Below are 14,435 nucleotides of genomic sequence, written 5' to 3'. Positions count from 1 at the left end.
GTAAGATCATCGTATCCTCGTCTGCCGACCCCGGCGAGCTAGCGCCGTCGTTTGAAGGAATTCCGCCAAATGTCCATGTGTTTCTCCGCTTGTAGCGTTGCCACTTCATTTCTGTGGCTGCTGTTACTGTTCATTCTCACGGCGCAAAACACCGCCCGAGCAGAGGAATCAGTTACTGTCGGAGCAGCGACCGTGGGTCCTCGCGGTACGTTCCAAGTCGATAACGTGTCGTTCTCGGTGATCCATTTCGACGACACCTGGCGGACATCGGATCAGGCAACCGCTTTGCGTCCTGCCGAAGGTTCAACCGTTTCGTCAGCGCAGCTGTGGACAACGGAGGGACCGTTCGCGGTCAAATCCAGCGTCGTGCCTTTTGCGTTCAAGCAGACTCTTGCCAAAGTAGGTGACGCCGCCACGCGGTTCACCAGCAGCGTATTCCATCCCGAAGGCGTCGCAACGAACGCGATGTGTCTGGCGGTGTCATTGCCGACCTCTTCGCTGGCGGGACGATCTATTCGGTCGGATGACACGGTTGTCGCTTTGCCGGCTCAATTGGCGGCCCAGCGCGTTTATAGCGGACGCGTCAAAAACGATCTTGAGATTCCGACCGCGGCGGGTCGACTAAAGATAGCGGGGCAATTCAACTACCACGTTCAGGATGAGCGGCGGTGGCAGCGCGACGCCTTCACGCTGCGAATTTTCTTCACGTCAACGCAAGCCGACCTGATGAAGGACGGGGCGTTGGATCTCGAAATCAGTTACACCGCCTATGCAAGCCATCCGATCAATCTCGCGCCGGCTGCGAATATGGGATTCCATGACGAAGCGGCCGACGATCAGACCGGCGGCTGGACCGACCAGGGGCCGAGCAACGACCTGCGCGGGATTTCTCCCGGCGCCCTTACCGCCGGCGGCGTTCGGTTCGAAATTATCGACCCTGTGACCAACGGCGGAAAAAGCTGCCTCGCTTTTGCCGTGCCGGATCGGCCGTATCTGCTGAAGTCAGCGACGATTCCACTCGCCGATGCGCCAGCATTTGCTAACCTTTACCTTCTGCACGCCACCGCCTGGACCCCGGTGAAAAACGTGCCCGTCGCGACACTCATGGCAGTTTACGTAGACGGCTCCTCGACGCGACATGAGATTGTCGCTCATCGCGACGTCGACAATTGGTGGCAACCTGAGCCCGTCATCAACGCAGCCGTGGCTTGGCGCGGCGAGAACAAGAGCAGCGAGATCGGGTTGTATGTCTCGCGATTCGCCATCGAGCGGAAACCCCTCAAGGAACTACGGCTCGAGGGCAACGGCCAAGCCGTATGGCTAGTCGCGGGGATATCAGGCTCACCCGATGACATTCAGTTGCCGATAGCCATTCCCAATGCGCCGGTCGTCTCGGCGGCAGATGATCAGTGGCGACCTTACGAACACAAGATCGACGTCATACCCGGCGGACCGCTCGATTTCTCCTTCCTGCTCGACGCTCCGGCTGGAAAATATGGACCGATTCGCATCACCCCCGCAGGACACTTTGAATTCGCAAACCGGCCAGGCTCACGCGTGCGATTCTGGGGCACGAATATCTGCTTCTCTGCAAACTTCCTTGCTCACGAACAAGCGGACGCCTTGGCCGACCGTCTCGCACGTAGCGGCTACAACTCAGTTCGCCTTCACCATTACGACGAGATGCTGATTCGAAGGGGCGGCAAATCATACGAATTTGATGCCGAGCAATTGGATCGTCTCGATTACTTATTCTCTGCGCTGAAGAATCGCGGAATGTACATCAGCATCGACCTGTTTACGACACGTCCATTTGGAGTTGATGAAGTACCCGATCTTGGCGAGACGGTGCGACCGTCGCCTTTCAAGGCGCTATTGCCATTCTCAGACGCGGCCTTTGAGTCATGGCGGAAATTTGCGCGAAATTTGCTGACGCACAAAAATCCCTATACCAATCTGGCTTGGGGTGAGGACCCTGCACTGGTCGGCATCTGCCCCGTTAACGAAGACACCTTGTTCGACATCATCAGTGGTAATCCTGCTATCCGTAAGTTGTACGATGAGCGTTTTCAACAATGGCTCACAACAAACAAGATCGCACCGCCTGCAGGAGCGGAACGGACCGCAGCCTTCAATCGATTCGTGACCGAAACCCAGATCCGCAACGACGATCGCATGCGCCAGTTCCTGCACTCGATCGGCGTTACCGTGCCCCTCACCGGCGTGAATCGCCGAACAACCCAAGCGCAGGCCATCATCCGTGCGCGATATGACTATGTCGACGATCACGGCTATTGGGATCATCCATCGTTTCCCGTCAATGATTGGGCATTGCCCTACAAGTTTCATGGCAAGAGTGTCCTTGGGGCGGCCGCGGAGATGCCTCGACGCCAGATGCCCGGCCGCATCGTGGGCAAGCCGTATACATTTACCGAGTTCAATTATGTTTACCCGAATCCTTATCGAGCTGAGGGCGGTCCGGTGATGGGTGCCTACGCGGCGCTGCAAGACTGGGATGCCGTCTACAACTTTGACTTTGCCCATACGCAGGGAACCTCTACGGGCATTGCGCCCACCGGCCTTTTCGATGCGAACGCCGACCCCGTCGCCCGCCATGCGGACCGCATCAGCGCATTGCTGTTCCTCCGCGGCGACGTGACGGCGGCACCGGGCTTCGTTCCCTTTGCCGTTTCTAATCAAGATGCGTACATGGGTCCGCGCGCAAGTCCTGTCGATTTCCCTGACGCTTATTCACGGTTAGGCCTCATCACCCGCGTCGGCAGCGTTACTGAGGCATCGGTCGCTGCGTCGCCGCCTGGACTATCGCAACAGCTGGGTGTTCGAGCTGTTGTCGCGTCCGACCCGTCAGCCAGGAATCTTTGGCCGGACCTGACTGCCTACGCGCCTGCCGACGACCTTCTGCTTCGCCTCGTGAAGGACAAGATCCTGCCGCCCGCCGTAATTGATGTCGCACAGAAACGATTTCGCAGTGAGACGGGCCAGATCGAACTATTTACCGATCAACGTTTGTTCAAGGTGGTTACTGACCGGAGCGAGTGCTTTGTGCTTCCCGCTAACGGTAAGGCCTCTGGAAAATTCGCCACCGTGTCGAATGGGTCGGACGGACCCGCTGTGATCTTCCTGACCGCATTGGATGACCAGCCCTTATCGCACAGCCGTCGCATGCTGGTGCTGCACTTGTCCGATTCGCAGAACACCGGCGGCCGCTTCGGCAATCGCGATCGCACGCTGATTGAATCATTTGGTTCGCTTCCACACCTACTTCGCCGCGGTACGGCCACGTTGTCTCTCACTGGTGCAGCCCCTGTAGAACTAAAGGCGTCGGCACTCGACGCAACAGGTGCACGCATAGTGGATATCACCCCTACGGCCGAGGGGGACGCCGTCATTATCCCGCTCTCAACCCTCCACATTCAAGGTGGATGCGTGGCATATGAACTGAGCCGCGCCGTCCCAGCATCACCAGCCAAAGCCCTGTAGAAGATTGCGGGCTTCGGAAGCAGACGAACGTCCTGGAAGGTCAGAGCAAGTCCTTCCTGAACATCTGTAGCAACGTCGCGTAAAGGTCACCACGCCGATGGTTGAAGCGGGAGTTGGTTTACTTCAGGTGCAGGTAAAACGCAGGCACGTTGTTGAACTTGGCCCGGCAGCGTTTCGCGTAGCCCCAGAAGCTCTCGATGGCGTTGATGTGGTGGTCGCCCCGCGACAAGTGGTTGCCGGGGCTCCTCACGTCGCGCGTGATGAAGGCGGGCGTTCCGCAACTGGCAAGGCGTGCGGCGTGGCTGGGCTGAACTGAAGAGCAAGAAGTTCGAGTGGGCGATGACCCACCGGACATTCCTGGGCATCACGCGGATCCGCGGCCACTACTAGTCTAGCTGCGCACGCCGCGCCACGAGACTTCCTCAGCTGGTGCCGGCGGGGGTGGGGGCGGTGGTGGCTTTCCAAGGACGCGGTCCCGTAACAGTACGCATCCGCGCCGGATGCGACGTCAAAGACCGAATCAAAGCCGCGGCCAGCACCGCGCCCGCTTCATGTACCGGCAATGCTGGCCCTTCCGCAGCGAGGCTGCCCGTTCCAGGCACAGCTCCCGCGTCGCCCGCAGGTGCTCTGGCGTCCTGAGGAGCGTGCGGCCGTCGGCCGGGAGCCTTGTCCGCATCCGCGCGTACGCCAGCTCGAGGCACCACGAAAAACCTTGGCGCAGTCGAAGGAGGGGAGGGCCACGAAACGGTGTAGTTGCCCCAACGGTGCCGGCCGGATGGATGCAGCCGCTGGCAAGGTGATGCTACCGTCTCACTCGCTATGAAAACTCTTGTGAAGTTAGCGATGCAAGGTGTCGAGCATGGACCGGAGCGCTGCATCGATCTCTCCATTCAGAGCCACTGGCACGTCCCAGGTCATCGCGCCACCCTGCTCATTGATGAGCGCTGTGTAACCGCCCGCCAGCGTCGCTGACATGCGCGGCGGTCCTTCGCCCCACCAAGTGCCCATGTAGGACAAAACGTGCAGGCGCGCGTCCCCCCGCTGTCGAGACCATGGTCCGTACTTGAATGGCATGGCCAAGGAGTCCGTCTCGCCGGCCGTATAGTCGTCGAATGGATTGTCGCTGACCATGTGGGTCCGCACGCCGGTGTTGAACGTCAACGCCGATTGAGGATTACCGGCGCGTAGCGCCTCGGCCAGCGACCGGAAGTTCGGGCCTTCCGCGTGGCGGTACATGCGGTCGGCGAAGTAGCAGCCGTCGACCCACCAGCCGCTGACCGAATCGCCCCAGCGGACGGACCACTCGCGCAAGACCGCCGCCCAGCGACGCTGAAACTCCGACAGCCGATCGTCCACTGGCTCGGTCCGGAGGTAGGTGCCGGGGCGCAACTGCCAGCGGCTGGCGTCCCACTCGGGCGTGCAGCGGAGTGCCTCGACGGCCGCACGGTCGTTGGCCGGGGCGGCCGACGAAACGTATGCGATCAGCCGCACGCCCGCCCGACGCAGCGCCGTGCCGAGCTCGCCGACGAGGTCGCGGCGCGACAACCGGCTGTGCGCGGTGCCCACGATCTCGTCGTACGTCGCGTTCGGCGAGCAGTAGAAGCCGCTGTTCTGCCCGAGCGTGAACATCACGTATTGAGCGCCCGCGCTGGTCACCTGCGTGGTAAAACGCGGGACGTCGAATCCGTCCACGCGGCGGTTCCAGTCGTCGCTCGTGATCCTGACGGCTGACTTGCTGCTGGCCGCGTCAGCAAGGTAGTGGCACATGATGCCAAAGCCCGTCATCCATCTCGCGTCGACCCGTTGCCAGCCTTCGTGGCCGGCATGATCCGTTGTCGTTGTACCCACCGGATTGCTCACCTTTCTGAAACAGGGTGCGGCGGTCCCGTGAGCCGCGGGCCCGAACCGTTGTATCTGGGATGCGTGCGGTCAAGAATTCTCCTGCCCCGCACGTGTCGAGCATAAGGTGACGGGTTGCTGCGCGACCGCTAGGCGGACGCGTGGCGTTGCCGCCGACGAAGGAACGCCGACGAGCCTGCGACCAGCAGGACACCGATTGCACCGGGCTCGGGCACCTGGGCCGGCACGTCGACGATCTGCAGCGCGTTGAACGTCCAGCGGGATTGAGGCGAGTTCGTGGTCGGGACGCCGTTCACGTCTGCGACGCCAAGGTCGGTGCGGTCGACTGTAATGTTGATGACCCCGCTCGCGTTGCTGACCGCCTCGATCAGCACGTAATCGCGACCCTCAACGAGGCTCGTCCGGGCGTAGTTCGCCCCGGTAGTGGACTTCGTGACTGCGCCGACCGTGAACTTGGCGTTGCCGCCGAACGCTTCGTACTGGTCGTGGTTCGCTGCGCCGTACAGGTAGAGCGCGTACGTCGCGTTGACCTGTAGCCCACCGACGCTAAATGTCCGTGGGCGGTCGGGCGACTCAAGGCTGCTGCGCGTCAGCGCGTCGTACGCATCGTCGCTAACCCCGCTGGGGCCGATGCCAAACGACGACCCGGTTCGGTAGGGCGAGAGGAAGTAACCGACGCTCGACGCCGAGAAGTCGACGGTGGTCGTTGCGCCGGTCGAGTCGACGAGGTCGTTCACCCCACCGCCCCCGCCGAAGGCTTGCCCGTCGCCGCCACGGCTGGTGCCGCCGAAGAAGTTCCAGGTCGTCCCCGTGTCGGGCGCCGCGCCCGTGCCAGTATAGCGGGGCGACTGCTCGGGGTCGCCGAACTGCAAGTTGACGACGGCGGTGCGCGCGGCCGCTGCGGTCGTGGCCACGGTCGCAACGACGATCGCGATGGCGCTGCGGACATACGGATGACGCATAATTTCTCTTTCTTTGTGCGATGGTTGCAATTGTAACCAGATGTACGAGCGGTGCGTTACTCCATCCCTCCGAGGGATGATCGGCCCTGCCGTCTCAGTCGAGTAGACGTAAGTTCTATCGTCGCGCTGCCCTCACGATCGGTCCGTGGTTGCGTCGCGCCCGACCGCGCGTTAGCGCGGCCGGGCGGCAGCCACCGCCGCCGTGACCTAACGTGCCATCCCCGCTGGCGCCTCGGGCGCGAGCGGCAACGGTCCGACCGTGTCACCCTCGAAAAGCGAGAATGGAAGGGACACTGAGGGCACGGAGGCTGTCGGGTTTGCAATCCGATCGACCAACATTTGCGCAGCGGCCTCGCCCATCTCGCGGACCGGGATCTCCAGCATGGTCATGGCGATTCCCACGGCCGATGGCTCGTACGACCCAATGCCGACCACCGACAGGTCGCGCGGCACCCGCAGCCCAGCCCGCATGCCCGCGAGCATGGCAGTGGCACCCTCGAAAAAGCTATAACCCACGATCGCGGTCGGTCGGTCGCCGGGCGTCGATGCCGTCAGCAACTGCTCGAGCCGCGGCGCAGCCAGTTGCCACTGCTGCGGCAGGGTGATGTTCCGCGGCGAGAAACCCGCCCCGGCCATCGCCGCCTGATAACCGGCCAAGCGGTCGACCTTGCTGTAGTGAGGTTCGCTGAACGGGACCGCCTCGGTGCTTGCATAGGCGATGCGCTGGTGCCCCATGCGCAGCAGCAGTTCTGTTGCCCGCCGGCCGGCGTTGAGGTCGTCGGGGTAAACGCTGTTGAACCGACGCTTGCTGTTGGGCCACACGACGGGCAAGCGGTGCTCGTCGATCAGCGTCGCCATGTGTCGCGGTAGGTTGTGCGTGTAGTTGATGATCAGTCCGTCGCTGGACAGTTCGCGCAGCAATTGCGGAACGTACGCGACGTCGTCGAGCTGCCGGTCGTCCATTGTGCCAATCAACACGCCGAAGCCTCGTCGGCTCAACGTCTGCTCGATGTGCCAAGTCAGGCGACCGCCGAAGTCGTGCGAGGTACAGTCGTTCGTCCCGCGGATCAAGCCGATCGAATTGAATCGCCCGTTGGCCATGTTGCGAGCGGATATGTTTGGGCGGTAGCCCAACTCGTCGGCGATACGATGGATCTCGGCGATCCGCTGCGCGCTGCCAGGGCGGCTGCCCTTGATCTTGCCGTTCAGCACGCGCGACACCGTGACGGCCGACACGCCAGCGCGTTTGGCGATCAAATGGATACTCGGTCGTTGCCCAACCATTCCACAGCCTCTCCAGGCGGCCAACCAGCCACTAATATGTTACCGATTAACTATCGCTCATAAATGCACGCGTGTCAAACCTCAAAATATTCCGTCATTGGGCTGGCATTTTACGGATTATGGGGTATACGTTAACCGGTAACACATCGGTGGCGGCGAATTGGAGTAGTTATGTCTCGTCTGCGTTTATTGCGTGGGTTCACGCTCGTCGAACTATTAGTCGTGGTTGGGATCATCGCATTGTTGATATCAATGCTCCTGCCCGCGCTGAACAAGGCGCGTCAGTCGGCGAACACCGTCGCGTGCGCCAGCAACCTCAGGCAGATCATGCAGGCGAACATGCTATACGCGAACGATAACCGAGGGTACGTGATCGCCACGTGGCTCCCCGAGCCGATGTGGAAGTGGCGCGAGGCGTTGTCGAAGCTGTACATGGGTAAGAAGGATTCCAGCGACCCGATCAGCAAGGTGTTCACCTGCCCGTCGGCCAACGAGAACGAGAGCAGCTACGCTAAGAATCAGTCGATCAACCCCGACTTCCGTTACCCCAACGCCACCCCCGCCAGCCCCGGCAACGAGAAGTATTACATGGTCTCGCACTGGTGGAAGATCGGTCAGCTCAAGGGACAGGTCATCTTCGCCGCCGACTTTGATAAGGGCGAGGAGCTTTGGCCCAATCCCGCACCGAACGGCCTAACGTTGCGGCACAGTAAGAAGACGAACATCGCCTATTACGACGCCCACGTCGAGCTTACCGACGTCTCCGCGAAGACGCCGAAGCTGTGGCTCGGCAACGCGTACTTCGAGATGCCCTGGCAGCCGCACAACCGGACTTGGATCACCCCGTAGATCGGCCAGTCGGGTTCGAAGGGTGTACGGCCTCACGACGGCCCCGGGGTCGTGATCAACCAAACTCGCGGCCCCCTATCCGCAACCCCTCATTGTCTGTTACCGAAGTTTCAGGAAGGATCCCTCGTGAATCGTCTAGCACGTCTTGCGCTTGTCATATTGTGCTGTGTTGGCAGCCCCAACCACCTTCCCACAAGTCTAGCAGCCGATGCCGGGGATGCATTTCCCGAAGGGCGCTTCGTCAAGGCGGCGTCCGACGGGATGCCCGAAGGCTGGCGCATACCCGACTACCTCAAGGCCGCAATCACGGTGAAGGAGGAGGCCGGCACGCGGTTTCTTCATTGTGACTGGCCGCACGTGGGTTACGTGACGCCCGAGTGCCACATCGAGGTTACCCCTGCATGGCAGACGGTAAAGGTCGGCGTCCGCGCGCGCGTTCCCGAATTGAAGACCAAGGCCGACGAGGCGGGTTCGTTCGAATTCCGCTATGACTTCCTTGATAAGGACGGCAAGACGATCGACGTCTACAAGGACTGGCCGAAGTTCGAGCAGGCGTCGCCCGCATGGTCCGACCTTCGCTCCAGTTGCGACGTGCCGGCCGGTGCCGCGTACCTCAAGTTCTGGCCCGGCTTCATCAACGCTGGTGGGACGTTCGATCTTACCGACCTGACGGTCGCGGTGACGACAAAGGACAACGCGCCCGCCGGTGCGATACGCGTCGTACCGCCAGGGGCGGCGGCGGAGCCGAGGTCGCCAGACCCAAAGGCCGTCACACCCGCGGGCGACGTGGGTGCGGCGGACGGGGCGGTCGCCGCCGGTCGACAAGATCCGGCGTTCGAGAACGGAGGCTTCGAGGGGAACTATGTGCTCGTGCCAGCGAGCACGTCGACGTCGAAGGCGCAGATCGATGGCGAGATCGCGGCTGGATGGAATGACGACTCGGCCTGGGCCGAGGTCTCCATCGCCTATGCCCGCGAGACGGCCAACGCGCAAGCGGGCCAGTCGGCCCAGCGAATGGAGGTGCGGTCGATCGGACAAGGTGCCCCGCAACTGAGCCAGACGGTTTCGCTGCGGAAGGGGCACGTTTATCACCTCTCGGCCGAACTACGCTCGGCCACCAACATCGGTGGCGAACTGTTCCTCCGACAGGCGGGCGCCCCTTATGCGATCTACGGGCGCGCGCAGATCCGCATCTCGCCCGAATGGCACCGATACGAGCTGTACGCTCGCGTGCCGGTCGACGTCGAGGCACGCGTCCTCTTCGTCCCAAGCGAGCCAGGCACCTATTGGATCGACGACGTCAAATTCGCCGATGTGACCAACGTAACGAGTTCCTCACAGACAATGCGGCAAGGAAACTTGTTCGCCAACAGCTCCTTCGAGGCCGGGCTGTCCGACGGTTGGCACGTCCGAGTGGGGGGGTTCGACAACGCGCCCTTATGGGCGACGAAGGCACATCGCGACCCGCGAGGTCGAATCGATCCACAGACGGCTGCCGAGGGTAAGCAGTCGGTGGCCGTCACGATCGACGACTGGTCGGTTGCATTCTTCACGTCGTCGTTGACGACCGTCTCATTCGGTCAGACCTATACGGCGTCGGTCGCGTTGAAGGCCGACCGACCGATGACGGTCACCGTCTCGCTCGACGACACCAGCGCGACGCAGGACGTGCAAGTCGGGACGGACTGGAAACGCTACACGGTCTCGGGCATCGCACAGCTTGGGACGCAGACGCGCTTACGCATCCGCTGCGTGGCACGGGACGTCGGCGGGCCAGTCACGTTCTGGCTCGACGCCGCTTCGCTTGAGGAAGGGGCAAATGCCACGGCTGCCTATCGGCCCGCGTTTCCCGCCGAGGTGAGTTTGAGCGTCCCGAGACCCGGCAGCATCGTGTTCGACGGCGAGCCGGCGCCGTTCGAAGTGAACGCGATCGGATGTGATGGCAAGCCGTTGCCCCAAGGCGCAAAGCTGCAGTGGAAGGTAAGCGATCTGTCCGGCCGTTGGACCGACCTGCCGCCGGTCGCGTTGCCAACGACGTCACCGCTCACGGTACAGCCCGACCCCGCGGCGCCTCGCGGCGTGTTCAAGATCCGCGCCACCATCGTCGATGCGACTGGCAAGGCACTGTCTAGCGAGACGGAATGCATCTTCGCCCGTCTACCCAAGCCGCGCGAACTAACGCCCGAGCAAGCCAAGGCATCTTACTTCGGCACGCACATCGACTTTCAACCGGAGAAGTTCACGATCGCCCGGGCCGTGGGCGCGCGTTGGGTTCGCATGCACGACGGCACGTCCGCCAGCACCTGGGGTACGGTGGAGCCGACGCGCGACCGATGGAACTTCAACGACGACGGTGTCAAGGCGGCACGCGAGGCAGGACTGCACGTGCTCGGCATGCTCGGTGGTGCGCCGGGTTGGGCGAGCGCGAATCCCGTCGCTTCGCGGGGATACTTCTCGAATTGGAACAAGCCAGACGCGCCCGGTGCCGCGGAGCGCTGGGAACAGTACGTGAGCCGAACGGTCGAGCACTACAAGCCTTGGATCGAAACGTGGGAGATCTGGAACGAGCCGTACATCAACGGCCCGCGCGACGCGTTCTTCCCCAACGGCACGCCTGAGGAGTATGCCGATCTGATGCGCCGAGCTTCGATCGCGGCGCGTCAGGCCAACCCGCAGGTGACGCTGATCGGCGTCTGTGGGCCGGCCCACGACGTGCCGTGGCTCGACCGCGTCCTGCGCACGGCGGGGCCCGAGTACTACGACTTTATCTCGTTCCATGGGTACGGCAACCGCCTGCAGAGCGGCGCGAAGACCCAGTTCGGCATGTACGCCGACTCAATCAATGAGGTGCAAGCGCGGCATGGCACCCCGAAACCCTTGTGGGACACCGAGGGCGGCCCGAACAACTACTTGTCGTGGTACGGTGAGGACGCATCGGCCGCTCGCTTTCAGATGACGCCGCTAATCCAGATCGACGTCGCGCACCTCGCAAGCGGCGTGCGCAAGTTCTTCCTCTACACGATGCATGGCGACCCGGAGCACCGCGCGGGCACGCACATGATGATGGAGCACGACCGCAGCATCAAACCTGCCGTCGCGGCCCGCGCGGTACTGGCAAGCCTCGTGGATGGTGCCGCGTACGCCGGCTACGCGCAGCCGAGCGAGGGGATCGACGCGCACGCGTTCCGCCAGACGGACGGGAAGCTCGTGCAGGTCTGCTGGAGCGCTGACCCGACACCGCGCACGCTCAACGTGCCCCAGGGCTACGCGGCCCTGGACGTCTTGGGCAACCCGATCGCCGGGAACGCGATCCAAGTGGCTCCGGAACCCATCTATCTCGTTCAACAATAGCACAGGGATCTCAGTGATCCCGTCTCAACGAAACGGAGCCTACTACTCATGGCGGTCGAACTGCTCGAAGAAACCGAAGCGGGCCACCGAGCCCACACGAAATCAGCGGACTCACAGGAAGGGTTGCGCGGGACGTTCCAACGCCCGGTTCACGTCACGTTCCTCGGCGCGGGGTCCGGGTTCTGCCCGACGCTTTGCCGCGACGTGTTGCTGATGCCCGGCGCCGAGCGCGGCGAGATCCGCCTCGTGGACGTGGACGAAGATCGACTCTCGACGATGCACCAGGTAATCGCCCGGTTGATCGAAAACTGCGGTCGCGCCGACGGCTGGACCGTGCGGGCCAGCACGAACCGGCGCGAGGTGCTGCCCGGCACGACGTACGCCGTCTGCTGCGTCGAGGTGAGCGGCGTCGCCTGCGTGGCGTTCGACAACGACATCCCGCTGCGGTACGGCGTCGACCAGTGCATCGGCGACACGCTCGGGCCCGGCGGGCTCTTCAAGGGCCTGCGCACCGTCCCGGTCTTCCTCGACATCCTGCGCGACATGCGCGAGCTGTGCCCCGACGCCATTATGCTGAACTACACGAACCCCATGAGCATGCTCGTGCTGGCCGCCGGCCGCGCGGTGCCCGAGGTGCCGGTCGTGGGACTGTGCCACAGCGTGCAGGGCACAAGCCACCTGCTGGCGGAATACGCGGGCGTGCCGTACGACGAGATGGAGTGGGAGTGTGCGGGCGTGAATCACCTCGCGTGGTTCACGACGTTAAAGCACAAGGGCGCTAACTTGTACAAGAAGGTCCTGTATCAGCGATTTGCCCTTGAGATCGAAGAAGGGATCAAGGAATCCGAGGCCGGTCTTGCCCCCTATAAAACAGATGCCAGCTGGCACTGGGAGGATGCGATCCAGGGGCAGCAGTGGAAGCACGGCGACCTCGTGCGCAAGGACATGTGCATGCACTTCGGGGCGTACATCACGGAATCGTCCGCCCACCTGTCGGAATACCTGCCGTACTACCGTAAGAGCGACGAGGGCCGCAAGCTGCTGCGCACCGCCTATCACGGCGGCAGCCGGTTCTATGCGAGCAACTGGCCCACTTGGCGAAAACGTGCTGACGAACAACGGATGCGCCTGCTCCGCGGCGAGGAATCGATCGAGCTGAAGCGGTCGTGGGAGTACGCCAGCTGGATCATCGAGGCGCGTGAGAAGGATTCGCCGATCCGCATCCACGGCAACGTGATGAACAACAGCGAACGGCCCGGCCGTCGCGGCAGCGGCGAGGGCGGGAGGCTCATCACCAACCTGCCGGGCGACGGGGCGGTGGAGGTGGCGTGCATGGTCGACCGCAACGGCATCAACCCGACACGATATGGTGCATTGCCGGCGCAGATGGCTCACGTGTGCCACAGCCAGATGGCATACTTTGACTTGGCCGCCACCGCCTGCATCGAGAAGAGCAAGGACGCTGCCGTCCACGCGCTGCTGCTCGACCCGCTGACGCAAGCGGTGATGACCACCCGCGAGATCCGTCAGATGACGCTGGAACTATTCGATGCGGAAGCCGATTATCTTCCTGGATTTCAGTGACTGTTGGCAGAGAAAGTTCGAGGATGGTCAGGCACGGGTATCTTCATAACTTCTTCTGTCAAGTCGTTATATAGTTTATCGCGAACCCTGTTAATTCCAATTAACAGGGTTCGCTCGTTTTCGGGCTGGTTTTGCGGTGTTTCCGTGATGGGGCGGATGAGAGAGGGTAGGGGAGAGGGGACGGGACGTGGCTCGTTTTGACGACCGCGGCCGCCTTAGCGCAAGAACTCTCAGACTCTCCACTCTATCTTGGGCTGCCAGTTAACAACCGCGTCGGGAATGGACCCCGAGCGTGACCCTCTGCGAAAAGTAGTGGGGCGATGACACGAGCTACGTGTTGGCGACGAGTGTGCCGCATTCGGGGCAGCACGAGATCATGTACCCGTGGCGACAGTCCTCGCACACGCCGCACCCGTTGATGTGGTAGACGATGACCCGGTCGCCCATGACCGATTGCCTATCACCGGACTCGGGCCCGTCGGCCTGGCTGCAGCGCAGTTAGGCAAGGCCAAGGGCGCGCGGGCGATCATCGGCATCGACATCTCGCCAGCGCGGCGGAGGCTTGCTGAGGGCCTGGGCCTGTGCGACTACACGTTTTACGCTGACGGTCAGGCCCTGCGAAGCATCATGGACGTCACCGCGAACCGCTGATGTGAGGTGAGCATCGACTGTAGCGGGGTTCCGTCCGCGCGCCTGCTTGCGCTGCAGGGGACACGCCAATGGGGTCGGTGTGGTTTCGTCGGCGAGGGGAACACCGTGTCCTTCGACGTGTCTCAGTTGCTCATGCATCAGCAGATCACGCCGTATGGTTCTTGCGTGACCTCGTTGAAGCACATGGAAGATCTCGTGGAGCATCTGGACCGTTGGGGCGTCCATCCAGATATCACCTGCACCGACCGGCTGCCTATTAGTGAGGCCGCACGCGCTTATCAACTAGCGGACGAAGGACAGACAGGCAAGGTCTGCCTCGTGTTCGAGTAGGCAGACGGCCGTACATGGAGCCTGTAAATCGGGTTGATGGGCCACTGATCCACCCGTCTTGTC

Annotated in this window: 10 protein-coding genes and 1 pseudogene; 6 read left to right on the top strand and 5 right to left on the bottom strand. The window is 62.4% G+C overall.

What is annotated here, in order from left to right:
• Positions 1-69: 69 nt before the first annotated feature.
• The gene (locus VGN72_18170) at positions 70-3,501 is read left to right on the top strand and encodes a hypothetical protein (GenBank protein HEV7301295.1); all 3,432 of its coding nucleotides are present in this window, start codon (positions 70-72) and stop codon (positions 3,499-3,501) included.
• Between the two features lie 40 nt (positions 3,502-3,541).
• On the opposite strand, the pseudogene VGN72_18165 reads toward VGN72_18170, so the two are convergent.
• From VGN72_18165 to VGN72_18150, 4 genes and pseudogenes are all read right to left on the bottom strand, one after another.
• Positions 3,542-3,727: pseudogene (locus VGN72_18165) on the bottom strand (IS1595 family transposase).
• A gap of 611 nt (positions 3,728-4,338) precedes the next feature.
• A complete protein-coding gene (locus tag VGN72_18160; protein HEV7301294.1) occupies positions 4,339-5,349 on the bottom strand; it encodes an alpha-L-fucosidase in 1,011 nt (336 codons plus the stop codon).
• 140 nt (positions 5,350-5,489) lie between these two features.
• Positions 5,490-6,323, bottom strand: a complete 834-nt coding sequence (locus VGN72_18155) for a PEP-CTERM sorting domain-containing protein (protein ID HEV7301293.1) — start codon at positions 6,321-6,323, stop codon at positions 5,490-5,492.
• Between the two features lie 207 nt (positions 6,324-6,530).
• Complete coding sequence (locus tag VGN72_18150) at positions 6,531-7,580, bottom strand: LacI family DNA-binding transcriptional regulator (protein ID HEV7301292.1); 1,050 nt, start codon at positions 7,578-7,580, stop codon at positions 6,531-6,533.
• Between the two features lie 198 nt (positions 7,581-7,778).
• Between VGN72_18150 and VGN72_18145 the strand changes: the two genes are divergently transcribed.
• The 3 genes from VGN72_18145 to VGN72_18135 all read left to right on the top strand — a co-directional run bounded on the left by VGN72_18145 (position 7,779) and on the right by VGN72_18135 (position 13,391).
• Positions 7,779-8,456, top strand: coding sequence for a type II secretion system protein (locus VGN72_18145; protein ID HEV7301291.1), 678 nt, complete (start codon positions 7,779-7,781; stop codon positions 8,454-8,456).
• 261 nt (positions 8,457-8,717) lie between these two features.
• Positions 8,718-11,807 carry a hypothetical protein gene (locus VGN72_18140; protein HEV7301290.1) on the top strand — a complete coding sequence of 1,030 codons (3,090 nt, stop codon included), beginning with the start codon at positions 8,718-8,720 and terminating at the stop codon, positions 11,805-11,807.
• A gap of 48 nt (positions 11,808-11,855) precedes the next feature.
• Positions 11,856-13,391: a hypothetical protein gene (locus VGN72_18135; protein ID HEV7301289.1), complete on the top strand. Its 1,536-nt coding sequence runs from the start codon at positions 11,856-11,858 to the stop codon at positions 13,389-13,391.
• A 330-nt stretch (positions 13,392-13,721) separates the two neighbouring features.
• Here the strand turns inward: VGN72_18135 and VGN72_18130 are convergent, their stop codons facing one another.
• The gene (locus tag VGN72_18130; GenBank protein ID HEV7301288.1) at positions 13,722-13,838 is read right to left on the bottom strand and encodes an alcohol dehydrogenase catalytic domain-containing protein; all 117 of its coding nucleotides are present in this window, start codon (positions 13,836-13,838) and stop codon (positions 13,722-13,724) included.
• 6 nt (positions 13,839-13,844) lie between these two features.
• On the opposite strand from VGN72_18130, the gene VGN72_18125 reads away from it, so the two are divergent.
• Both VGN72_18125 and VGN72_18120 read left to right on the top strand, forming a co-directional pair.
• Complete coding sequence (locus VGN72_18125; GenBank protein ID HEV7301287.1) at positions 13,845-14,042, top strand: zinc-binding dehydrogenase; 198 nt, start codon at positions 13,845-13,847, stop codon at positions 14,040-14,042.
• A 105-nt stretch (positions 14,043-14,147) separates the two neighbouring features.
• Positions 14,148-14,372 (top strand): hypothetical protein, encoded by a 225-nt coding sequence (locus VGN72_18120; protein HEV7301286.1) that lies wholly within the window; start codon positions 14,148-14,150, stop codon positions 14,370-14,372.
• Positions 14,373-14,435 lie beyond the last annotated feature (63 nt).

This window comes from Tepidisphaeraceae bacterium, assembly GCA_035998445.1.
GTDB lineage: Bacteria > Planctomycetota > Phycisphaerae > Tepidisphaerales > Tepidisphaeraceae > DASYHQ01.
Note: the sequence above shows the minus strand (reverse complement) of the source record. Positions and strands in the feature narration are given on the sequence as shown.

What these genes read in the sequence shown, in the direction of transcription:
- VGN72_18135 (HEV7301289.1), top strand. Translation starts at nt 11,856, where the DNA reads ATGGCGGTCGAACTGCTCGAAGAAACCGAAGCGGGCCACCGAGCCCAC.
- VGN72_18170 (HEV7301295.1), top strand. Translation starts at nt 70, where the DNA reads ATGTCCATGTGTTTCTCCGCTTGTAGCGTTGCCACTTCATTTCTGTGG.
- VGN72_18155 (HEV7301293.1), bottom strand. Translation starts at nt 6,323, where the DNA reads ATGCGTCATCCGTATGTCCGCAGCGCCATCGCGATCGTCGTTGCGACC.
- VGN72_18145 (HEV7301291.1), top strand. Translation starts at nt 7,779, where the DNA reads ATGTCTCGTCTGCGTTTATTGCGTGGGTTCACGCTCGTCGAACTATTA.
- VGN72_18130 (HEV7301288.1), bottom strand. Translation starts at nt 13,838, where the DNA reads ATGGGCGACCGGGTCATCGTCTACCACATCAACGGGTGCGGCGTGTGC.
- VGN72_18140 (HEV7301290.1), top strand. Translation starts at nt 8,718, where the DNA reads ATGCCCGAAGGCTGGCGCATACCCGACTACCTCAAGGCCGCAATCACG.